Here is a 21924-nt window from a genome sequence, read left to right on the forward strand (position 1 = left end):
ATCTGCTTGACGCGCAATGGCGTCGAGAACATTTTTGAGTTTATACGTCGACAGCTGTGAGGCTTAAATGTCCGGTTCAACATTGACACTTCTGATTGTGGGAACGGGCAATGTCGGAAGCGCCTTGGCGAAGCGGTTTGCAAGAACCTCGCATCAAGTCTTGCTGGGATCTCGGGATCGTAAAACCGGGCAGGCTGCTGCGGAACAGCTTGGCGTCCGCGGAGGAGATGCGGCTTCCTTCGTCTCGGAAGCAGACGTGATTTTTATCGCCGTTCCATTTGACAATTTGCCGGAAACACTGGCTCGATTGGGAGCCATTGACGGCAAAATCATTGTCGATTGCACCAATCCACTCACATCCGACTATATGCAACTTACAATCGGCCATACGGATTCGGCCGGAGAAACATGCCAGAGGCTTGCGCCACACTCAAAGGTCGTGAAAGCGTTTAATGCCATTTTCGCGGAGGTCGTGTCCGCCGACTCGTCGTACGGGAGCATCACGCCCCAAGTTTTCCTGGCGGGAGACGATGCCGACTCGAAGCAGCGGGTGGCGGCACTGGTTCGCGATATAGGGTACGATGCCATTGACACTGGCGGTATTGCATGTGCTCGGTACCTCGAGCCACTGGCTGAGCTAATTATTCAGCTGGCTTATGCTCAGGGTCGAGGCACCGCGTTCACTCCAATAATGCTTGCTGCCGCCAGCTCTACCCCTGTCGATCAGTGAGTTATATAGGGTTCGGAGACTGTCTTGATGAGCTCGACGGCCCAAGCTGATCGTTATGTGACGTCCCTCAACGGCGCCGTCGATCTAAGTCGCATTTCCGTTTCCGTCGATGGACTCCCGCCCGTGGCATCGAACCTTCCTACCGCTTGCCAGCACGAACACCCCTTTATGCATCCCGGCGCGCGGCCCTTCCGTAGACCTGCGCAACCGCGGTCTGGTGGACGCTAGCGAGGACGCCGCTCTACCTGATCAACCTGCTGACCATGCAGCGGACGGAGTACCATGTAGACGGTCCGCTCACCGCATTGGCCCGAGAAATACTGGGCTTTGGCGATACGGCAGAGCTTGGCAAGCGTGCCCAGGAGGCTGAAAAGAACTCGCACTACGCCAACGTGCGCTTCTAGCCGGAGTACGCACGTGCCCAAGACGTGCACGACGGTTATATTGGCTCGTCCCGGGAGCGTGTCAGCGTCGACGCTGCCTGACGATAACCGCGTCGGCGCCTTGAGACGCCGACGCGGTCACCACAGCCCGGGAGCGCAGTTTCATCAAGTCCGGCAACCGGCAGCCAATCGGTGAGGGCGGTGGCGTTGTCAGAAGTGGGGAGGGCTGTTCGTGCTTTATGTTGTTCACTGCCTCGATCATGAGAATGCTCAAGCGAAACGGCTTGCGAACTACGATGACCACAAGGCCTACCTGTCAACGGGTGCGATGAAAACAGTCGTCTCCGGTCCCCTCCTTGCCGACGACCATGAAACAATGATCGGTTCGCTGTTCATCTTCGACGCGACCACCAAGCAAGAAGTAGTTGATTTTAATGAAGACGATCCATTCAAGAGAGCAGGAGTTTGGAAGAGCGTCAGCATATATCCCTTCAACAAGCGGGTCGACAACCGGTGACGAGCCAGACGATCGCATAGTCTGGCTCCCGGCCATCAACAGCCCTTCATTTCCGGTCAAGAAACCAAGCGGTCGAGCTACTTGCTGCTGCTAGACATTTGGTTTGGGTTGTCGGTTGGTTTGGGCACGCGCTACTAGGCTTCGTGGCGGTTGCGCGAAGCGAATGGCCAGCCGCAAGGAGGCGATCATCATGGACGTATATGAAGCAGTCACAAGCCGACGGTCGGTGCGCGGGTTCAAAGACGAGCCCATCCCACGGGAGGTGCTTGAGCGGGTGCTGACCGCCGCGGCCTGGGCGCCGTCCGGATCGAACATCCAGCCGTGGAATACTTACGTGCTGACCGGCGCGCCACTCGTCGAACTCAAGACGTGCGCGGTCGAGCGCGTGGCCCACGGCGACCAGTGGGACGAGCGACAGTACGAGATGTACCCGGCCACTTTGAAGTCGCCATACAAGGATCGCCGATCCGCTTTCGGACGTGAGCGCTACAGCGCACTGGGCATTGCGCGCGAGGACTGGGAGGCGCGCCAGCGAGCGGCCATCGCCAACTGGAACTGCTTCGGCGCGCCCGCCGCACTGTTCTGCTACATCGACCAGGGCCTCGGGCGTCCGCAATGGGCCGACGTCGGCATGTATCTGCAGACCGTCATGCTGCTGCTGCGCGCTGAAGGATTGCATAGTTGCCCGCAGATGGCATGGTCGCAGGTACGCGAGACAGTCGCGGAGGTTCTTTCACCCCCGGAAGGGCTCATCCTCTACTGTGGCATGTCGATCGGGTACGAGGATCCCTCGGTGAGCTTTCCGCGGACGGGTCGCGTCCAGCTTGATGAGACGGTCACGTTTGTCGGAGATTAGCTGTCGTCTTGGGAGTCTCCGCGCTGGCGAAAAGCACCAGCTTAACAGCAAATATGGTCGGCGCTGCAAAGCCGCACCCGAATTGAGGCATCACCGGTCGCGGCTTTCGAGGGGTTCAGACCTGCTCGGTCCCGACTTCGCGATTGTAGGAGTAAACTTTGGTTCGGGTCTGGCAGCCCATCGGACTGTGACCCTCGGATCCCATCGGACCTGAACAGAAAAGTCTTAGTATCCGATGCTTGACCTCAAGCACGCCTACCTCTTCACCCGAGTTGTCGATCGGGGCGGTTTCGATCTGGCCGTTCCCAGCGCAACTGGCACCTGCGACTGTCAAGTCGAGTGTGTGAGCTTGAAAATACTCTTGGAGTGCAACTACTTCACCGCGCGGCCCGAAGGATTGCCGTAACCGCAGTCGGAGCCGCGTTCTATCGGTATGCTGTTCGAGGGGCCCCAGCGCAATCCTCGCCAGAGCCGCGCTTCACGCACAAGCTGATTGCCGCGAGGTGGTACGGTGCTCAGCATCCTGACTTATCTAGATCCTTCCCAACAACAGGCACATGCCGCGACTCATCGCCTCATTACGGACATAAAACATCCGTAATATATGAACTACGCATCCGATGGTGAGAAAATCCATCCCGACGTCGTTCGCATTGGATGCTTGCCACGCTGCGCGGGATCCTAACCGGTCCTCCGTGCAGGAGTGGCGTCGATCGATAGTCGCGAGAGTCGACCACCATGTGCCTGCTGAGCAAGCGGTTCAATTGTGGGATGGTTTGGACTCAGGAGTTGCAATGATCCTCAGCAAAGCGCTTTTCTTGAAGCGCGATAACGTAGGAATCGCGGCCATTGCCGCCGGATTGGCGGTGTGTTGGTTGACACAGACACCGTTCGCCATGGTGGCCCCGATCGGCCTAGCTTTTTTTCAAGACCGGACGAGCACCGTTCAAATTTTGAACGCGAGCCTCGCCGTCGCGGTGACCATCTCAATGTTTGTCATCGAAAGCCACGGATCGGGCCGCCCCGCGATATGGGGTGCACTCCTTTCGCTTACTTTCCTAGCCGTTGCGGCTTTCTATGCAGCCAACGCCAAGTCCGGCCGCGTGAGAAAGGGAACCGGACGCCGTCCACAAAGACGCCAGCCGATTGATGCCTCGGCGGGGTTTTTGGGTCTTATGCACCCGGACGACCGCGCCACGGCTGAGCAGGCTGCTGCACGGGCGTTTTGGACAGGCGTCCCTCAGGTGATGAGATTCCGTCTTAGGCAGCAGGATGGCAATTACGTGTGGAGCGAAGTTCGCACCGATCCCACCTACGGCGTGCGCGGGAATGTCGATGTCCTGTCTACCGACGAGGAACAACCGATGTGCATTGACGGCGAACGGCTTGACGCTGCTGGTTTGGGACCGGTTCGGGCGGCGCACGTTGTCGAGGAGCTGTTCGGTAATGGATGGGCGTTCGATGCCGAGGGGCGGTGGATCTATCTGCCGTTGTTCGCTCAGGCCACGCTCGGCAAGACACCGGACGAGCTAAATCGCTCCTTGGACGATGGCTATATCGCCTGGAAGCAGTTGCTTCATCCCGACGAGTACGATGCGGTCGCTGAAAAATGGTCTCATTCGATAAGGACCGGCGAGCCATTCAACGCCGAACATCGCATCCGACGCAAATCTGGTTTCGCGTGGGCCAGAAGCGCCGCCAGGTCGGTTCGCAACAAAGGGGGCCTGATCGTTGGATGGTACGGCACATCGATTGACATCGACGTACAGCGAAAGACCCTGTCGGACCTGAAAGCGCGAGAGCAAAGTCTCACGCAACTCATCGATATGGTTCCGGGCCGGCTCTGGATGCTTGCACCGGACGGACAACCGATATTCCACAACAAGCGTCTGACCGACTACCTCGGTTTCGCCATCCCCGACGTTCGAACAGAAGGGACGGCATCGCTGGAACTCAATGTGGAGCAGGTTATCCATCCCGACGACATCGAGAGCGTCACAGCAACACTGCAGCGCTCCCTTGCCACCGGAGTTAGCTTTTCAAGTCGTTACCGGGTTCGTCGATCAGACGGCGTGTACCGCTGGATGGAGGGGCGCGCGGAACCTTTCCGGGATCAAGATGGGCGAATCCTCCAATGGTATGGGATTTCTCATGACATAGACGGCCAGATAAATGCTGAAGATGCGCTCAGTCGAAGTGAGCGGCATCTCCACGGACTGCTCGATGCCCTGCCGATACAAGTCTGTAGCTGGCTGCCGTCTGGCGAGATGACCTACATCAATAAGCGGTATTCGGATGCACTCGGGTTCGCCGATGCCAACTTTTCCGACTTCCTGGCCACCGCACGCGCGCTGATTCATCCCGATGATGTGGAAAAGGTTTCCAGGACAGCCGCGCATTGTCTTAGTACAGGGCAAACCTTCGCCTTCCGGTACCGTCGTCGCTCGAGCGACGGATCGTTTCGCTGGCTCGACAGCAGGTTTGAGCCGCTTCGCGATGAAAGTGGAACTATTTCCGAATGGTACGGTCTCGTCATCGATGTCGATGATGAGGTCCAGGTACAGGAAAAGCTGCGCGCCGCTCAAGTGGAACTGGCCCGCGCAAGTCAGGCGACCACCCTTGCCGAACTCTCCGCATCGATCGCCCATGAGGTGGCGCAACCGTTGGCGGCGCTCGTTTCGAGTTCGGACGCCTGCCAAAGGTGGTTGACGTCTGAGCCGCCGAACGTGGAGCGTGCATTGGGGACGCTGGAGCGCGTCATTCAGAGTGCAGATTCCGCCGTGGACGTGGTGACGCGGATCCGCGCGCTGTTCAAACAGGGCGTGGACGCGCGGACGGTCTCGGACCTAGGGTCGGTGATCAGCAAAACGTGCGACCTCTTGGCCGACGAGGCGACCGGTCACCATGTCCGATGGGACGTGGTGATCGATGAGGGATTGCCGGCTCTCACGTTCGACAAGGTCCAGATCCAGCAGGTTTTGGTCAATCTCATGCGCAATGCCATCGAGGCGATGGATAGTACTTCCGATAGACGCATATTGACGGTCCGTGCTCGTCACTTGGACGGCGCCGTACGTGTCGAAATCGGCGACACTGGCCGCGGCATCGAATGTCCGGAGCGGATATTTGAGGCATTTTTCACCACCAAAGCTGAAGGCATGGGAATGGGACTGGCGATCTGCCGCTCCATCATCGAGTCGCATGGGGGGCGGCTGTGGGCTGAGGCTGTTGAGCCGCACGGCGCGAAATTCACCTTCACTTTGATGACTGACACAGCAATCCGGCCCTGAACCCAAACCAACGTTTACCATCACAAGGCAGAAACCAGTGATAAAATCACCTCACGAAGTAACTCCGCATGACAACCACGCTAGGCCGATCGCGCGTCTAATGTCAGACAGGGCCACAAGAGGCGAGGCGCCCGTGAACTCATCTGTCGAACCCATCATCTACGTCGTCGACGACGATGAACGAATGCGGGAGTCGCTGTTGGATCTCTTCACGTTCGCCAAGAAGCGTGCGTCCGCCTTTTCGAGCGGAACAGAATTTCTGGAGCAGGCCAACACCAATGCGCCCGGTTGCGTGGTGATCGACCTGCATATGCCTGGAAGCACCGGTCTCGAGGTGCAAAACCAACTCATTTCAATGGGCAGCAAGATGCCTGTCATCTTTTTGACTGGCCGGGCCGACGTACCTGCCACCGTCACTGCGATGAAGGCGGGGGCAACGGACTTCATAACGAAGCCGTTCGTCAATCAGGACCTGCTAGATGCCGTGGAGCGCGCTATTCGAGCAGACGGCGAGAGACGCAAATTGGATGCGGATCACGAAAAGCTGCAGGAACTCGCAGGAACGTTGACGCCACGGGAACAGGAAGTGATGCAAGCGGTCGCTAGCGGACTGATGAACAAGCAGGTCGCTTTTCAGCTTGGCATTTCAGAGATGACCGTGAAGCTTCACCGTATGAACGTCATGCGAAAAATGCACAGCCGGTCGCTGCCCGATCTTGTTCGGAAAGTCGAGAGCCTGCAGAAAGCCTGATTGACGGGTGGCTTGCACCGAGACCATCCATGTCGAGATCGCGTGTGATAGATGTCGACACTATTCGGCGGAGGCCAGCGCTTCGAATGTTGAGCGCAAGTCTGCATCGCCCTTGCAAGCAACGCTGCTTGCCGGTCCAAGCTCGATCAAAAGATAGTCCTTCCCTGTCTTGTCGACGCCTGGTTTCACTGTCTCGGCTCCATTTGCGACAGCGATACAGAGTAGGAGCGGCCTGCATATCGTCAACGCAAACGATGGTTAAAGGGACGACCGATAGGGGTGGCCCGTGCCGACGACCACCCTGGTCATCAATCGACGGATATCTGTCTCGTAACTCAGCGATCCCCCTCGCTCAAAGGAGATATCATGTCCAATCTTTCGACCTCAGTCCGTACAGGCGGCGGAGAAGCGTCCGATACGGCAATACTCTTGATTGACCATCAAGTGGGCCTGTTTCAGACCGTGAAGGTTATAAGCGTTCGTGACCTGCGGGCGAACGCGACGACGCTTGCGAAGCTCGCGTCGCTTCTGAAAATTCCGGTGATTACGACTGCATCTGAACCTAAAGGACCAAACGGTCCACTCATCCCCGAAATTCACGAATTTGCGCCACATGCTACATACGTGCCGCGCAAGGGCGAAGTGAACGCTTGGGACAACCCGGAATTCGTTGAGACGGTCCGTAGCACTGGTCGGAAGACCTTAATCATGGCCGGTGTCTGGACCAGCGTCTGTGTAATGTTCCCAGCGCTAAGCGCGATTGCGGCCGGATACAAGGTTTACGCAGTAATCGATGCTTCCGGCGACCCCAGCGAACTGGTATCCAGAACGACACTGGCGCGTTTGGTGCAGGCTGGCATCATCCCCACGTCGACGAACACTGTCGTGGCCGGGTCTCACTGCACGTGGGCTCGTCCCGAGGCCGCCGATCTCGCCAAGTTGTATGCCTTGTTGGCACCTAATTATGGCGCTCTGATCGAAAGCTATCAGACGGCTCAGGACGTCGCTAGGGCCAAGGCCTAATCTGCCGCCGGAAGCCAGCGCCCTCCCGAGGCGCGCCGGCTTCGAATAGTTCACGCCTCTCGATATCGTCAGCTACTTCGTCCCAATGGATAAAAAGGACTGGTGTTGGTCACAACCTCCAGCCGCCGTTCCGCGCGCGCCGCGCTGTCCGACGAGCAGCCCAAACCTTTGTTTGGATTACGACGCGCGAGGGCGTGTGCAAGAGTGTCGAAAGCCGTCACCAAGCAGCGCTCAAACAAGCAACAATCCAATGGGATTGAGCGCCAGTCCGTGACCGTGTGCCCCCGTCGCGACGGAGGTGGCAAGCAAACAAATAGAACAGGAGTTCGCAATGAACGTACAAAAGAAAATTTCCGAAGAAATCAACTTCCATCCCGGTAAGCCCGCTACAGGAGAGCTGGTTCCGTCTCGCTATGCACTGAAGATCGGCGACATCGATGTGATGGTTGTCAGCGACGGCGTGCTGCCGCTTCCCACCCAAATGTTGGGACACAATGCGGATCCCGCTAGTCGCGCAAGCTGGATGGCGGACCAGTTCTTGCCTCCCGAAGCGTTCGACTGGGCTCTGAATGCGGTCGTGGTGCGCAGCGGCGATCAAATCGTTCTCCTCGACGCGGGGTTGGGTCTCGATCCGAATTTGAACCTGCCGCGTGCGGGACAACTGCTTAAGCGACTGGAAGCTGCCGATATCGATCTGACAACGGTGACTGATCTTGTGCTCACCCACTTGCACATGGATCACATCGGCGGGCTTCTCGTCGAGGGGATCAAGGAAAAGCTTCGTCCCGACCTGCGGATCCACATCGCCGCCGCCGAGGCCAAGTTCTGGGAGGCACCGGACTTCACTCGCACAAACATGCCCGACGGCTTCCCCGCCGCGCTTGCGGCAACGGCGAAACGCTTCCTGGCCGAGTATCGCAGCTATCTGCGCCTGTTTGACGAGAAGCAGGACGTTGCTCCCGGCGTCGTCGCGCGTCGCACGGGGGGCCATACTCCGGGTCACTGTGTAATCCGCATCGCATCTGGAGACGACGCGCTGACGTTTGCCGGAGACGCCGTGTTCGCGGTCGGTTTCGATCATCCCGATTGGTACAACGGCTTCGAGCACGACCCGGAAGAGGCTGCCAGGGTTCGGATCGGTCTCCTCCGGGAACTGTCGGCGAGTGGTGAACTGCTGGTGGCTACCCATCTCCCGTTCCCGTCGCTGGGGCGCGTGGCCGTAGACGGCGATAAATTCCGGTGGGCGCCCATGTACTGGGACTACTGACCGCTGCTGGGCGACGTGTAGGTACAGCTCTTGACAGCGTTTGAGCACTAGATCGTCAAGCGATTTACGCCGAGCCTTAACATCAAGCTTTCTCGTGCGGGGTCCGAGGCGACCTTTGCCTCGCACGGGAAACAGAGCCGATTCCATGAGCGGATTGACCGGCGCAGCCCTGTCGCGGCCGTTTTATGCCGACCAGCTGCACCAAACGCCGCGGTTTTTTGGAATTCTGGACGGCACACGCCAACACTTTCAACGACAGAAAATCTAAGGAAAAGAACAATGAGCAAGCGTCTCGACTACAACCAGATCGCCCCGGCCGGGATGAAAGCCCTCAACGGACTCTATGGCTACGCCACCACGCAGAGCAGCCTCCCCACTGAGCTGGTCGATCTTGTCTTCCTTCGTATATCGCAAATCAACAACTGCGCCTTTTGCCTCGACATGCACACACGTGACCTCTTGAAGAAGGAGCAACCGATCGAGAAGATCGCGCTGGTGCAGGCATGGAGGGAAGCCGGGAATCTTTTTGACGCGCGTGAGCGGGCAGCCCTTGCCTGGGCCGAAACCGTAACACGCGTGGCCGAGACCGGCGTTCCCGACAGCGCCTACGAAGCCGCGCGTGCGGTGTTCGACGAACGCGAACTCGTCGATCTGACGCTCGCGACAGGCCTGATGAACGCGTATAACCGCATGGGGATCAGTTTCCGCACGACGCCACAGGCGGCGGTCGGAAAATAAGCCGGCGACGAGATTTGTGGATGCACATGCGTCCACAAACATCCCATGACGCTACGACGGGCGCTGGTAGGATAAAGGGCGCTCCCGGGAAACAAAGGGTTACGACAATGAAGTCAGTCTTGTTATCGCTCTGCGTGTCAAGCATGGTCTGTTTTCTTGGCACTTTGGCGGTCGCCGCCGATGCGGCAACGGTCACATCGCTTGTGAAAAAGGACCTTCCTGACTACCCCGGCAAGGAGGCGCTGATGATATCAGTCGAGTATCCGCCGGGAGGCTCCGATCCGATTCACAAACACGACGCACATGCGTTCATCTACGTTCTGGAGGGTTCAGTCGTGATGCAGGTGAGGGGAGAAAAGCAAGTGACCTTGTCGCCGGGAGAGACCTGGTACGAAGGCCCATCCGACATTCACGTGGTCGGCCGCAATGCAAGCACGACCAAGCCTGCAAAGTTCATCGTCTTGCTTCTCAAGAACAAGGGCGCACCGGTACTCACGCCGGTGGAGTAGCGTTGTGGCGAACGAGCAAGACCTAAGCGCGTTGGCATAATCGCTTTCTCGCAGTTGGGACGGCGGTCGGACCTCCTTCGTGGCCAGACGAAACCAGATCGCACATCGGCACCTCTCGGCTTTTCAGGATGATCTTATTGTCGGACTGTCGGCCCACAGCTGTCGCTAAGCAATGTTAGCCTTCGCTGCGCTGCCAACAGGTGAGGTCGGCTCAGCCCGGGAAGCATGCGCTACCGCGTCGGCCCCGGCCGGATAGGGCAGACGGCTCGATCTACTGTCGTTGACCACTTGCCGGCACCGCCACATCGCCCTCTCTTGTTGTCAATATCGACGGCGGGACAGCCTAGCTTAATAGTCAGCACTGCCACCGATGTAGCTTTCGGTTGGTGTGCAGGTTCCCTCTGGTCCTTCGCCTGCAGGCTTGCCTTCAGGCGCCTCCTTCCTCCACTTTTGTAAGGGGCAACCGCTTTCAGGTAGCCGTCAGAGTATTGTGACCAAATCGCGGTGCGCCGGGTGTGTTTGGGGAAAAGCACGCCCATCTGACATTGCTATACATTTGGAGCGGATATGACCGACCAGTCTAGCCGTCTTGTGCTGCATACGAATTCGCGTGACGAGGTCTTTGCCGACGAACGCAATGCTGTTGCGGACTTCGCATTCAATTCCACCGTCGCGAACGTCTTCGATGACATGGTCAGCCGCTCGGTTCCGTTCTATGGTGAGATGCAGCGGATGGTTTGCGAGCTGGCAGGGGATTTTGCCCAGCCCCAGTCGAACCTCTACGACATTGGCTGCTCAACGGCCACGACTCTCTTGGCACTCGACCACCTCGTCGACAGCCACGTTGATTTTGTCGGTATCGACAATGCTCCGGACATGCTCAAGAAGGCGGCTGAGAAGATCGAGGAATCAGGAACAAACCGATCGATCGAGCTTGTCACTGGCGACCTCCACAGAGGCTTCTCTGTGGAGAACGCCAGTGTCGTGACGATGCTGCTTACCCTCCAATTCGTACGTCCGCTCTTCCGCGAACGGGTCATGAAGACGATCTACGACGGTCTCAACGAACACGGATGCCTGCTGCTGATCGAGAAGTTGACCAGCGAGGACACGACCTTCAACAGGCTGTTCATCGACCACTACTACGATTTCAAACGGCGTAACGGATACTCCTCGATCGAAATATCCAAGAAGCGGGAGGCGTTGGAAAACGTCCTCATCCCGTACCGCCTTGAGGAGAACATCCAGTTGCTCAAGGAGGTGGGCTTCAAGAGCACGGAAGTATTCTTCCGTTGGTACAATTTCTGCGGCATCGTCGCGGTGAAGTGAGACAAAAGACCATGAAGATTCTCATGCTCGCGTTCGGGACTTTCTTTTTTAAGTACCGAAACCAGGCGTTTCCTCTTATCATCGTTGCATTGTTTATTGCCGCCCCGCCGCCGACGACCGTTCTGGGTAGCGCGGCACTCGAGCAAACGAAGGACATCATTGCACTGCTCATCGTCCTCGCGGGTTTGGTGCTGCGCGCAACCGTTATCGGCTATGCCTACATCAAGCGCGGCGGCCTGAATAAGCGCGTCTATGCCAATGATCTGGTCACGGAAGGCATGTTCGGCGTCTGCCGCAACCCGTTGTATGTGGGAAACATGCTCATTTACGCGGGCCTCTTCCTGTTCCACGGCAATCCGGTGGTCGTTGTTGTCGGAAGTTTGCTGTTCGGGTTTATCTATCAGTGCATCGTCTACGCTGAAGAGGAGTTCCTCGCTAACAAGTTCGGGGAGGCCTACAGCGCTTATTGTCGGGATGTCCCCAGATGGGGACTGAAGTTGAGTGCGTTCTCGGCGTCCACCGAGGGAATGGCATTCAATATGAGACGAGTTATCGCCAAGGACTACTCGACCATGTCGTCGACGCTGATCGCGCTGTTGGCCACCGAGTTTTACAGGGTAGCGGCCGATTCCATAACCGATCAGGAACTCTCTTACGCGATAGTGCTTATAGGCCTTTTCGTCGGGGTAATTGCACTCACCGGTCTGGTGAGCTCGCTGAAAAAAATGGGAGTCTTTGACGAATTGACTGTCGCACGCTGAAAATGCCAGTCGAGGCTGACGAAAACCTGGAGGGTGCCGACTAGAGAGCCAGAAGCCAGGACGAGCACCAGTACAAGGATCCTCAGATCATCTACCGGTCGAAGCCATTTGAAGACGTCGTTCCGCCGCGAGCAGTGGCCTGTAGAAGATATCCACAAAGCATTAATCCTGTCGATTTTCGCGGTCGCGTGCAGTCCGCGAAGTCGGCACTGTGCGAAAAGGTGGTAGGATTCAAATGTTCGCGAAGTCCAACAAAAAGGCTTGTGCCGGGGTACCTCAGCCTAACGTCCGGTCCCCCGGATCTATTCGCCAACGGGTTGCTGGGCTACTCCCTGCGATTGCAGTAGGGACGATAGCACTGCTGGCACAGGGAAGGCTCTTGCCCACGTCGCACGTTCGAGCGGCCGAGTAGCTTAATGAGGAAGCCTGAACAGGTGCCGTATCTTGGCCGCCAGTGAAATCGGATGTGCCTCCGCGCCAGCGCTGCCATCGGCCCTGAGGTGCTCCTCGGTCTCCACGCGCTTCGCCAAGAGCTGGCTCAGTTCCTCCACGAGCGCCGGACGTTCGTGCATCACGCTCGCGAGATGGTCCTTCGAGATCTCATAGACGACGACGAAGGTGAGGGCGCGCATCGTGGCGGGCTCCGGCGCCCCCATCAGAACCCCACGTTCGCCGAATAGATCTCCGGGGGCCAGTCGGGTCAGCTCCTCGCGCCCGCCATCGTCATCGTCCAGCTCGACCGACACGACTCCGCTGCGCACGATCATCAGAGACGTCATTGAGGCATTCTGCGGTGCGATCACCGCCCCCTTCTTGAACGTGCAACGCGTCATGCTATTTGCGACCGTTTCCATCTCGTCTTCCGTGAGAGCCGAGAACAGCGGGATCGATGTCAGGAGCCGCCAAGGCGTGCCGGGATGTTTGGAAGAGTCTGACGACGTTGCTTCCATTAGAACGTTCGCCGCCGTCGAGAGCTGGATGCCTGCCGCCTTTGCATGCCGATAAACCAGGTCGAAGATCTCGTTCTTGGCAATTCCGGTTTGGCCGAGGCTGGCGACCTTGAAGGACAACTCGACCTCGACCGCGGAACCGTCGAGACCTGTGACTGACACGGACGGCGGAGGGAACTTCAGAATCGAGTTCGCGCTGAGGAGCACCGTTTTCATCGTCTCCTCGATGGCCGCCGGCGTTCGTGTCGGAAGTGCCCTGATGACCACCTTGGATCCATGGACGGAGTCAGTACCGGTGAGATTCGTCAGCGTGGCCTTGGCGAGTGTGCTGTTGGGAACGATCACCAGGTCGTTCGTGTCGTTCAGGAGATGCGTCGAACGCCAGTTCGTTTCGACCACCTGACCGCGGACGCCTCCTTCGACCTCGATCCAGTCGCCAACGGTATACGGACGTCCAAGGTTCAGTGCGATCCCGGAAAAAACGTCGTTCAGGGTGCTCTGTAGTGCGAGACCCAGCACGATGGCGAAGACCCCGGAGGTAGCGATCAGGGTTCGCACCGGAAGGTCAAACACGAAGGCTATGATGGAGAGAGCCGCACCGAGATAGATAAAAGCGACCAGCAAGTCCTGGATCAGGCGTCCTTCTCGGGGCTTTCGCTCGAAGATGAGGTAGACGCGCACTGAGCTGGCCAGAACCATCGCACCGCCAGCCCACCATGTTGCCTTGGCGATACCGATGAACGTCTTGTGCGTGAGATCTTCATCGACGACTCCCGCAGTCCAGGGAGCCACATCGTTGCCCACGAGCAAGATGGTGAGGATGACGAAGAATACAATGTGAACGAGGAACCGCTGTGTCGGCTTCCCGCGGACGAGGGCTCTCGCGAACACCAGGACGAGGACAAGCGCCGCGAACTGGGTGATCGGATCGAGCGCAAGCTGCAGAACGTTGTCCATGGACGTCATCTTCACGTGGCCTGTTGATGTCCGCGCTATTGACAGTGCAGGAGCATCCCTCGTCAAGAAGGCGCGTGACTGGTTGGGACATGCAAAGGCATTAGGCCAGAGCACGCTCGGGCTGTTGAGGGGTGGTAACGGCGTAGGGTGCGATGTAAGCGTTCTCGCCTATTGACGGTCATGCGCTCGGGAAAATCGCGAGCGGATGGGTAGCTGGCTTGACGGCCCGCCATTCGATGCCGAGTCAGATATAGCTCGTGTCCACCCCAGGGGCTTTCGATTGCGTCGGATGTAGGTATCTGGCGTGAAAGGTGGATTCCTGATGTCAGAAAGCCTGAATGCGGGAAGGCCTCCGATAGTTTGACGGGGGCTTTGCTGGACTCGGGCGGGGGTGGTCGCCCACGTCCGCCGCAGCTACGATGTAGGAGTCGGGTCAGACCGCAACAACGGACGGTCTTCTTCAACGGTACAGATCGACGGACATGTTCAGCCAGAGCAAGGTCGTCGCAAGGCTGAAGGGAAGTGTGCTTCCGGTCGCATCGGAGGACCTGCTCTTCGCCCGTGCGGAGATGCAGAGCATCGCCGTCAGGATAGCAGGTGTCTTCTACGACGATGGGTTCGCCTGCAACGTGGGCATCTCATTACACGACGCGTGGGGCCACCAGTACCTTTTCATGGTTTCCGGATCGGTTGCTCGCAAGCTGAGGTTGCCGATCTGGTCTTCGGGCTGATGACGGCTTTGGACAATCTCATGCGCGGGAGTGGTGAAGCCAAACTGCTATCCCTTAGAGAGCTCGAATGTCTGCGTTGGTCGGCGGCGGGGAAGAGTAGTGACGAGATTGCAATTATCCTGAGCTTGAGCAGCCACACGGTCACAGCATATCTGAAGACCGCGATGAAGAAGCTGGACGTTAAAACGCGCTTGCAAGCAGTCGTCGTGGCGTATCGCCTTAAGCTGCTTTGCCACCCGGATTGGGCGGTGCGGCCCTTATGCTGCCATCGTTTGTGGCGAACAACGGCCAGCCGACGTCCGGCCCTATACGAAATGACATGAGGAATTTTAGATGCTGAAGATCGCGATTGCCACAGCGACTGCACTGCTTGCCATTGCGCCACTGGCGCATGCATCAAGCGACGCGGCGTGGAACGCGCTCTATGCAAAGGCCAATGGCACCTGCATCGGGCAATCACGTATGGTGTCTCCAGAGGCGACTGCCCCAGTCGTTTTCGATGATGCCACCGCAAAGGTCGCTGTCCTGCTTAGAGAGAAGAACCTGAAGACGAAGAAACTCGTCAATGTGATCTGCCTGTACGACAAGAAGTCCGGCAAGGCGTCGATCGCTGAGTATCGATGGTTGGGTCAGTAATACAGTCTCGCGGCGCGCCTCCCGAAGCGAATTGCTGCTTCCGATATTCTCGGCGGGATCGCCCCAAACTTCAGGACAGTGCAGTCCTCTTGCGTCGGGCGATGCTAATTCGCGTCAGCACAACTGCGCCGTCGTATTCCGCAACGGCGTCTTTTCCGGTCGAGCAACGGCGCATACCCGAATCTTTCTTCCCGGACACGGCGCCCGTCCCCCGGCTCGGTATGATAGGCCACGCCGGGGCGGCCCGACGTGTGAAGGAGGGCCGCCGACGCAACGTGTTCGGCGACCCTAGCCTCAACTATCGCAGCACCTCGGGAAGAAGTGTGCTTGAAAAGTCCTGGTAGGATACGGGCCTCAGGAAACGGTAGATGGCCAGCGTTCCGACGGATGTGGATCGACCGTCTGCGGTTGCAGGGTAGGGACCGCCATGGACCATCGCCGGAGAGACTTCGACACCCGTTCCGAAACCGTTTACGAGCAGGCGGCCCGCAAGCATCTCAAGCTTAGGAACGAGACGGCGAGCATCGGCCTCGTCGTCGTCGGAGACGAATAGCGCCACCGTCAGCTGCCCCTCCAGTGCGTCGATGACCGCTTCGAGTTCCGCAAGGTCCCGGCATCGAACGACGAGGCCAGCGGCGCCGAACACCTCATCTTGAAGCTCATGATGTTCCAGAAGCGCGGATGCGGTGGTCTCGAATAGAGCGGCCGTGCCTTCAAATTCGCTGCCGGGTTTCCCCGACGCGATGGCCCGCACTTCCGGATGCACGCGGAGGCGTTCGACGCCTTCGCAGAAGGCTCTGGCAATCGACGGGGTCAGCATCGCCTGGGGTGCGACCTCGGGCAGAAGTTCAGCCGTCCTCGCGACGAAGGCATCAAGCGCTTCACCATCTACGGCCAGCAGGAGGCCGGGGTTAGTGCAGAACTGTCCGGCACCGAGGATCAGCGAGGAGACGAACGCCGATGCGATGCTTTCGACGTCCCGTTCGAGTGCATTCGGAAACAGAATGACCGGATTGATGCTGCTCATCTCGGCGTAGACTGGAATTGGCTGGCGGCGCTTTGACGCAACATCCATCAACGCCGTGCCACCGCGGCGCGACCCGGTGAAGCCCACCGCGCGAATTCTGTGATCGGCAACGAGTTTCTGACCTACCTCGAAACCCGTGTCGAAAAGCAGGGAAAAGGTCCCGGGATGAAGGCGACAGACCGCCACCGCCCGCTGCACGGCGCGTCCTACGAGTTCAGACGTTCCCGGATGCGCAGAATGCGCCTTGACGACCACAGGGCAACCAGCCGCGAGCGCCGAAGCTGTGTCTCCACCCGCAACAGAGAAAGCGAGCGGAAAATTAGACGCGCCGAAGACTGCAACTGGTCCGATAGGGACATTGCGGAGGCGCAAATCTGGTTTCGGAACGGGCTTTCGGGACGGATCACCTTCATCGAAACGCAGCTCCTGGAAGCGGCCTGCGCGGACTTCCTTTGCAAACAGCCGGAGCTGCCCTGTCGTGCGGTTCCTTTCGCCCTCGAGCCTTCCGCGGGGAAGTCCGGTCTCCGACATGGCCCGGACGATCAGCTCGTCGCCGATCGCCTCGATTTCTGTGGCGATCTTTTCCAGAAATGCAGCTCTGCTTTCGAGGTTGGTCTCGCGATAGGATGCGAAGGCTTCCCACGCTTGCTCCGTTGCTGCCTCTACGTCGTCGGGCGACGCGCCTCCGAACGAGACGAGGAGGGATCTCCCGGTGGCTGCCTCAATCCCGTAAAAGTCGCCATTCGAGCCGCGCATTTCCGTTCCCGCGACGAGCAGGCTTCCGTTGATTGTCATGATCAATGTTCCTTTCAGGCCGTAGCGGATATAGGAACTGAGGTTGCTTCTGTCACTACGACTGATACCCCCTTATGTAAGGGTGTTCCCGACTGGCGGTCGAAATGATCGAGCGCCACCACCGCGTTCATCTCCCGGTATCGCCCCACGCAGAATGTCATAGCTCACGGCCGTAAACCCGCTGACGAAGCCGGAGGTCGCACTACTGCAGATGACAACAGGTCACAACCTGGTCGCGGACTGTGGCCACGAGACGGTTTCCACAACCGTCATTCCGCCATGCAGGCGACGGGGATTGCAGCCCTGCTGCCGCGCTGCCGCGCTGCCGACGGTTTTGTAAGGAAGACCATCATGAAAGCAGTTGTCATTCATGCGGCAAAAGACTTGCGCGTTGAGGAACGCGCACTGAAACCGCTTGGGTCTGGACAGGTCGAGGTCGCCATTGAGGCGGGCGGCATCTGCGGCTCGGATCTGCATTACTACAATCATGGTGGGTTCAGTACAGTGCGGTTCGCCAGCCGATGATCGTCGGCCACGAGGTGGCTGGAACAATCAAGGCACTCGGTCAGGGCGTTTCCCGCACATCGCGTGGCGTGACGATTCGATCTTGTGGTGTCGCCGAACTGTTTTTGTTTAGAAGGCCGGTGTCATTATAGACGACACGGACCGAAAGAGCGCTCGCTTGTCAACTTTACTTCCGGGGAGGGCGCACCAGGCAATTCAAAAAACCGTCAATATAAAGCGCTGAAGGTCCCAACCATCGCTTCGCATTCGTAAAAATAACGATTTTTTTGAGTTACAAGTTAGCACAAAACCGTGCCACAAAAGACCCAGTCGCCAACCGAACAGATCAACGAAAACAATCCTCCTGAGAGGAGATGGTGCGGTCGAGAAGACTCGAACTTCCACGGGTTGCCCCACAGCGACCTCAACGCTGCGCGTCTACCAATTCCGCCACGACCGCATCGTGGTAGGTGCCGGTTTGTGCCGGCGACGCAGCATGTAGCAAAAGGTTTTTCGGGACACAAGGGCGATATGACAGATTTTTTCAAAACAGATCACAGCATTTGAATCGGCTTCGAAACGGGGCCATATAGGCCTTCGCAGCGCTGCCTCCGAGCAGCCTCGACAAGGAATGGCTATGTTACGCACAGATCTCGAATACTCCATGATGCCGCGCGAAGGGTCCCGGCCGGCCCGATGGCGCATCGCCGACGGCCTGGTGCCTTATCAGGAGGCTGTGGAAAACATGGAACGCGAGGTCGCTGCGATTGCCGAAGGCGGCGACGAGCTCGTCTGGCTCGTGGAACATCCGCCTCTTTATACAGCCGGGACCAGCGCGGACGCCAAAGACCTGGTGCAGCCGGATCGATTCCCTGTCTTCTCCACGGGACGCGGCGGCGAATATACCTATCACGGACCTGGCCAGCGCGTTGCGTACGTCATGCTCGACCTGAAACGCAGGCGCCAGGACGTGCGCGCCTTTGTTGCTGCGCTCGAAGAAGTGGTCATCCGAACGCTTGATTCGATGAACGTCCGCGGCGAGCGGCGCGAGGACCGGGTTGGCGTCTGGGTACGCAGGCCCGATAAAGCAGATCTGCCCGATGGCACGATGGCCGAGGACAAGATCGCAGCGCTGGGCATCCGGCTGCGGAAGTGGGTAACCTTTCACGGGCTCTCACTGAACGTCGAACCCGATCTCGATCATTTCAGCGGAATCGTCCCGTGCGGGATTTCGGCCTACGGCGTAACGAGCCTCGTCGATCTTGGGCTGCCGGTCATGATGGCCGATGTCGACATCCTTCTTCGGCAGGCATTCGAATCGGTTTTCGGAGAGACGGTCAACGGCTAGGGGACACGGGCCACCCTTTTAGTGAGTGGCAAAGGGCCGGATAACCAACCGGCCCTTTGCTGCGGCTCGCTATTTATCACCGATGTCGCGGCAGGCATCGGAATGTGATGCCCCGCTATCGCCGCCGGCGGTATGCACCTTGGAGTTCGTCTTCATGTAGTCGCAGTCGGGCAGGGGCTTGATGCTGGCCGTCGTCGTCCTGTCAACGTTCGGCGACATATGGGTCGGCGCAAAACCGTCGCTGTCATTCGTGTAGTCGTCGGAATATTCGGATGCCTTGCGATTGACGTAGTGCACCGGCTTTTTCGCCGTGGTCTGGACGGGCGCGAAGCCGTCACTGTCATTGCTGTAGTCGTTCGAGTACTGGGTTTGAGCGAAGGCCGCACCTGCAAGGCCGAGGACGAGAATGGAAGTGGCGGCAGCAAATCTGAAGCGCATGGAATATCTCCTCAATTCTTCGTTGTAATCACAACGATACCAAACCCTCGGCAACGACGACTTCGCGCTCGAATTGCGGCAAGAATGTGAGTGAAAAATCACGTGGCAGCGCCGCTTTATCAAATGAAATCACAGATACGCGACCCGATTTGACAGCTTTGTGATAGCACGCTGTTTTCTAAGCCACGGCGGGTATCCAGCAAAGTTTGCACAACCAAAGAGGGATCGTTTATTCTTCTGCACCACCATTACGCACGCGACTTCTCCCACCGTTTCACCAGTCGCTCGCGCTTGAGTCTCGACAGGCGTTGTATCCAGAAGACGCCGTCGAGCTGATCGATCTCGTGCTGGATGCAGACTGCGAGGAATCCCTCCGCATCCTCCTCCTGCTCACCCCCAGCCAGATCACGGTAGCGAACGCGGATCGCCTTGGGCCGCACAACCTCGTCGGTCACACCAGGCATCGAGACGCTTCCTTCGACATGGCGAATCGTCTCGTCGGAGGCAAAACTGATTTCAGGATTGACGTAGTGGCGTATGCCTTCGTCGCGGCTGAGCTCGATGACGACCACCCGAAGAAAAACGCCGATGTGGGCAGCGGTGATACCGACCCCCGGGGCGGCCCGCATCGTATCCAGCAGATCATCAGCGAGTCCACGAAGGCTTTGGTCGAAAACCTCGACAGGCCTGCAAACGGTTCGGAGACCGACGTCGGGGAAACGCAATATTGGGCGGACAGCCACTGCCAAGGCTCCTCATTCAAGATGCAGGGAAACTATCGTTGCGCAGGCGCATTGTCATCTAGGCAAGGCGTTTGCGGCTGGACGGACCTCTAGCTTTCCGCTAGCACGAATCTCGACACTTCGGCGCTTAGTCATTGAACTTCAAACGAGATGCGAGGGCGGCAAATCATGACGAACGACGCGGAAGAGCTCGTCCGCCCGCGACCAGATAGCGGCGAAACCGACATCTATGATGAAAATGGCAACGTCCGTGGCGATTTCCTCGCGCTGGTCGGCGCAGCCATCGCCGATCGCGACACGATCTTCCTGCGCCAACACGTCGCGCGCCTGCACGAATCGGAAATAGGCGACCTTCTCGAATCGCTGCAGCCCGACCAACGACTTGCGCTCGTTCGCCTGCTTGGCGACGAATTCGACATGACGGCGCTGACGGAGGTCGACGAAACGATTCGTCGCGAGATCGTCGACCAGATGCCGAACGAGCAGATCGCCGCGGCAATTGGTGAACTCGATTCGGACGACGCTGTTTACATTCTCGAGGACCTCGACACCGAGGACCGGGAAGAGATCCTTGCGCAGCTGCCGTTTACCGAACGCGTGCGCTTGCGGCGCGCACTTGACTACCCCGAAAGCTCGGCTGGGCGCCGCATGCAGACGGAATTCGTCGCTGTTCCGCCGTTTTGGACGGTCGGCCAGACGATCGACTACATGCGCGACGAGGAGGACCTGCCGTACTCCTTCTCGCAGATCTTCGTTATCGACCCGACATTCAAGTTGTTGGGTGCCGTCGATCTGGACAAGATCCTGCGCACAAAGCGGCAAACCAAGATCGAATCCATCATGCGGGAGACGAACCATCCGATTCCCGCAGAGATGGACCAGGAAGAAGCCGCCCAGCTTTTCGAACAGTACGACCTTCTCTCTGCCGCTGTCGTCGACGAGAACGAAAGGCTGGTCGGCGTCCTCACGATCGACGACGTCGTCGACGTCATCCACGAGGAGGCAGACGAAGATATCAAGCGCCTCGGTGGCGTCGGCGACGAAGAACTGTCCGACAATGTCTTCTCGACGGTGCGCTCGCGCTTTCTCTGGCTGGTGATCAATCTCGGGACAGCGCTGTTGTCGGCAAGCGTCATTGGACTGTTCGACGAATCGATCGAGAAGATGATCGCGCTGGCCGTGCTGATGCCGATCGTTGCGTCCATGGGTGGCAATGCGGGAACACAGACGATGACGGTCACCGTCCGCGCCTTGGCGACCGGCGACATCGACATCTACAATGCCGGCCGCATTATTCGTAGAGAGGCGGGGGTCGGCGTCGCCAACGGCGCGCTCTTCTCCGTCATCATGGGTGCGATTGCCGCTACTTGGTTCCACGACTACCAGCTAGGCTTCGTGATCGGCGCGGCGATGGTTATTAATCTCTTTGCGGCGGCGCTTGCCGGAATTCTGTTGCCGTTGCTATTGGATAAAGTCGGCGCAGATCCCGCCATCGCGTCCTCTGTTTTCGTCACAACCGTCACCGATTGCACAGGCTTTTTTGCGTTTCTCGGCATCGCGACATGGTGGTTCGGAATTTAGCCGGCTCGAATCCGCCTGCAGAAATTGACTATTACGTAAAAGTCAATATTATCGGTTCTT

General features: G+C 58.3%; 20 protein-coding genes, 1 tRNA gene and 1 pseudogene. 17 read left to right on the forward strand and 5 right to left on the reverse strand.

Annotated features, from left to right (window positions below):
- Positions 1-67 precede the first annotated feature (67 nt).
- The 11 genes from FHT77_RS23085 (at position 68) to FHT77_RS23135 (ending at position 12154) form a co-directional block, all read left to right on the forward strand.
- The gene (locus tag FHT77_RS23085) at positions 68-730 is read left to right on the forward strand and encodes an NADPH-dependent F420 reductase (protein WP_183757177.1); all 663 of its coding nucleotides are present in this window, start codon (positions 68-70) and stop codon (positions 728-730) included.
- A 615-nt stretch (positions 731-1345) separates the two neighbouring features.
- Entirely contained in the window at positions 1346-1630 is a 285-nt protein-coding gene (locus FHT77_RS23090; RefSeq protein WP_183757178.1) for a YciI family protein, read from the forward strand.
- Between the two features lie 190 nt (positions 1631-1820).
- Positions 1821-2486, forward strand: a complete 666-nt coding sequence (locus FHT77_RS23095; protein ID WP_183757179.1) for a nitroreductase — start codon at positions 1821-1823, stop codon at positions 2484-2486.
- Between the two features lie 794 nt (positions 2487-3280).
- Positions 3281-5776 (forward strand): PAS domain-containing protein, encoded by a 2496-nt coding sequence (locus tag FHT77_RS23100; RefSeq protein WP_183757180.1) that lies wholly within the window; start codon positions 3281-3283, stop codon positions 5774-5776.
- Between the two features lie 100 nt (positions 5777-5876).
- Entirely contained in the window at positions 5877-6527 is a 651-nt protein-coding gene (locus FHT77_RS23105) for a response regulator transcription factor (RefSeq protein ID WP_183757181.1), read from the forward strand.
- A gap of 366 nt (positions 6528-6893) precedes the next feature.
- Positions 6894-7550 carry an isochorismatase family protein gene (locus FHT77_RS23110; protein WP_183757182.1) on the forward strand — a complete coding sequence of 219 codons (657 nt, stop codon included), beginning with the start codon at positions 6894-6896 and terminating at the stop codon, positions 7548-7550.
- Positions 7551-7881: 331 nt separating this feature from the next.
- Complete coding sequence (locus FHT77_RS23115; RefSeq protein WP_183757183.1) at positions 7882-8817, forward strand: MBL fold metallo-hydrolase; 936 nt, start codon at positions 7882-7884, stop codon at positions 8815-8817.
- 279 nt (positions 8818-9096) lie between these two features.
- On the forward strand, positions 9097-9555 hold the full coding sequence (locus tag FHT77_RS23120) for a carboxymuconolactone decarboxylase family protein (RefSeq protein ID WP_183757184.1): 459 nt from the start codon (positions 9097-9099) through the stop codon (positions 9553-9555).
- Positions 9556-9662: 107 nt separating this feature from the next.
- On the forward strand, positions 9663-10064 hold the full coding sequence (locus tag FHT77_RS23125; protein WP_183757185.1) for a cupin domain-containing protein: 402 nt from the start codon (positions 9663-9665) through the stop codon (positions 10062-10064).
- 567 nt (positions 10065-10631) lie between these two features.
- Positions 10632-11393, forward strand: coding sequence for a carboxy-S-adenosyl-L-methionine synthase CmoA (gene cmoA, locus FHT77_RS23130; protein ID WP_183757186.1), 762 nt, complete (start codon positions 10632-10634; stop codon positions 11391-11393).
- Positions 11394-11404: 11 nt separating this feature from the next.
- Entirely contained in the window at positions 11405-12154 is a 750-nt protein-coding gene (locus FHT77_RS23135) for a methyltransferase family protein (protein WP_183757187.1), read from the forward strand.
- A 413-nt stretch (positions 12155-12567) separates the two neighbouring features.
- Here the strand turns inward: FHT77_RS23135 and FHT77_RS23140 are convergent, their stop codons facing one another.
- Positions 12568-14061: a mechanosensitive ion channel family protein gene (locus tag FHT77_RS23140; protein ID WP_183757188.1), complete on the reverse strand. Its 1494-nt coding sequence runs from the start codon at positions 14059-14061 to the stop codon at positions 12568-12570.
- A 482-nt stretch (positions 14062-14543) separates the two neighbouring features.
- Here FHT77_RS23140 and FHT77_RS23145 point away from each other — a divergent pair, with 482 nt between their 5' ends.
- From FHT77_RS23145 to FHT77_RS23155, 3 genes are read left to right on the forward strand one after another with little or no spacing between them, the layout of a single operon-like run.
- Complete coding sequence (locus FHT77_RS23145) at positions 14544-14792, forward strand: hypothetical protein (RefSeq protein ID WP_183757189.1); 249 nt, start codon at positions 14544-14546, stop codon at positions 14790-14792.
- 20 nt (positions 14793-14812) lie between these two features.
- A complete protein-coding gene (locus FHT77_RS23150) occupies positions 14813-15115 on the forward strand; it encodes a response regulator transcription factor (RefSeq protein WP_246720129.1) in 303 nt (100 codons plus the stop codon).
- A 10-nt stretch (positions 15116-15125) separates the two neighbouring features.
- Positions 15126-15428 (forward strand): hypothetical protein, encoded by a 303-nt coding sequence (locus FHT77_RS23155; protein WP_183757191.1) that lies wholly within the window; start codon positions 15126-15128, stop codon positions 15426-15428.
- Positions 15429-15726: 298 nt separating this feature from the next.
- Here the strand turns inward: FHT77_RS23155 and FHT77_RS23160 are convergent, their stop codons facing one another.
- The gene (locus FHT77_RS23160) at positions 15727-17250 is read right to left on the reverse strand and encodes an aldehyde dehydrogenase (NADP(+)) (RefSeq protein ID WP_183757192.1); all 1524 of its coding nucleotides are present in this window, start codon (positions 17248-17250) and stop codon (positions 15727-15729) included.
- Between the two features lie 351 nt (positions 17251-17601).
- Here FHT77_RS23160 and FHT77_RS23165 point away from each other — a divergent pair.
- A pseudogene (locus FHT77_RS23165) lies at positions 17602-17843 on the forward strand (alcohol dehydrogenase catalytic domain-containing protein); the annotation flags it as partial.
- Positions 17844-18129: 286 nt separating this feature from the next.
- On the opposite strand, the gene FHT77_RS23170 reads toward FHT77_RS23165, so the two are convergent.
- Positions 18130-18214 (reverse strand) — tRNA-Leu (locus FHT77_RS23170).
- Between the two features lie 171 nt (positions 18215-18385).
- Here FHT77_RS23170 and lipB point away from each other — a divergent pair.
- Positions 18386-19102 (forward strand): lipoyl(octanoyl) transferase LipB, encoded by a 717-nt coding sequence (gene lipB / locus FHT77_RS23175; RefSeq protein ID WP_183757193.1) that lies wholly within the window; start codon positions 18386-18388, stop codon positions 19100-19102.
- A gap of 69 nt (positions 19103-19171) precedes the next feature.
- Here lipB and FHT77_RS23180 read toward each other — a convergent pair whose 3' ends face one another.
- Together FHT77_RS23180 and FHT77_RS23185 are read right to left on the reverse strand one after the other, a co-directional pair.
- On the reverse strand, positions 19172-19540 hold the full coding sequence (locus FHT77_RS23180) for a hypothetical protein (RefSeq protein ID WP_183757194.1): 369 nt from the start codon (positions 19538-19540) through the stop codon (positions 19172-19174).
- Between the two features lie 248 nt (positions 19541-19788).
- On the reverse strand, positions 19789-20283 hold the full coding sequence (locus FHT77_RS23185) for a peptide deformylase (RefSeq protein ID WP_183757195.1): 495 nt from the start codon (positions 20281-20283) through the stop codon (positions 19789-19791).
- Positions 20284-20451: 168 nt separating this feature from the next.
- Here FHT77_RS23185 and mgtE point away from each other — a divergent pair, with 168 nt between their 5' ends.
- On the forward strand, positions 20452-21864 hold the full coding sequence (mgtE, locus tag FHT77_RS23190) for a magnesium transporter (RefSeq protein WP_210281006.1): 1413 nt from the start codon (positions 20452-20454) through the stop codon (positions 21862-21864).
- Positions 21865-21924: the final 60 nt, after the last annotated feature.

The organism is Rhizobium sp. BK181, from assembly GCF_014193305.1.
Taxonomy (GTDB): domain Bacteria; phylum Pseudomonadota; class Alphaproteobacteria; order Rhizobiales; family Rhizobiaceae; genus Rhizobium.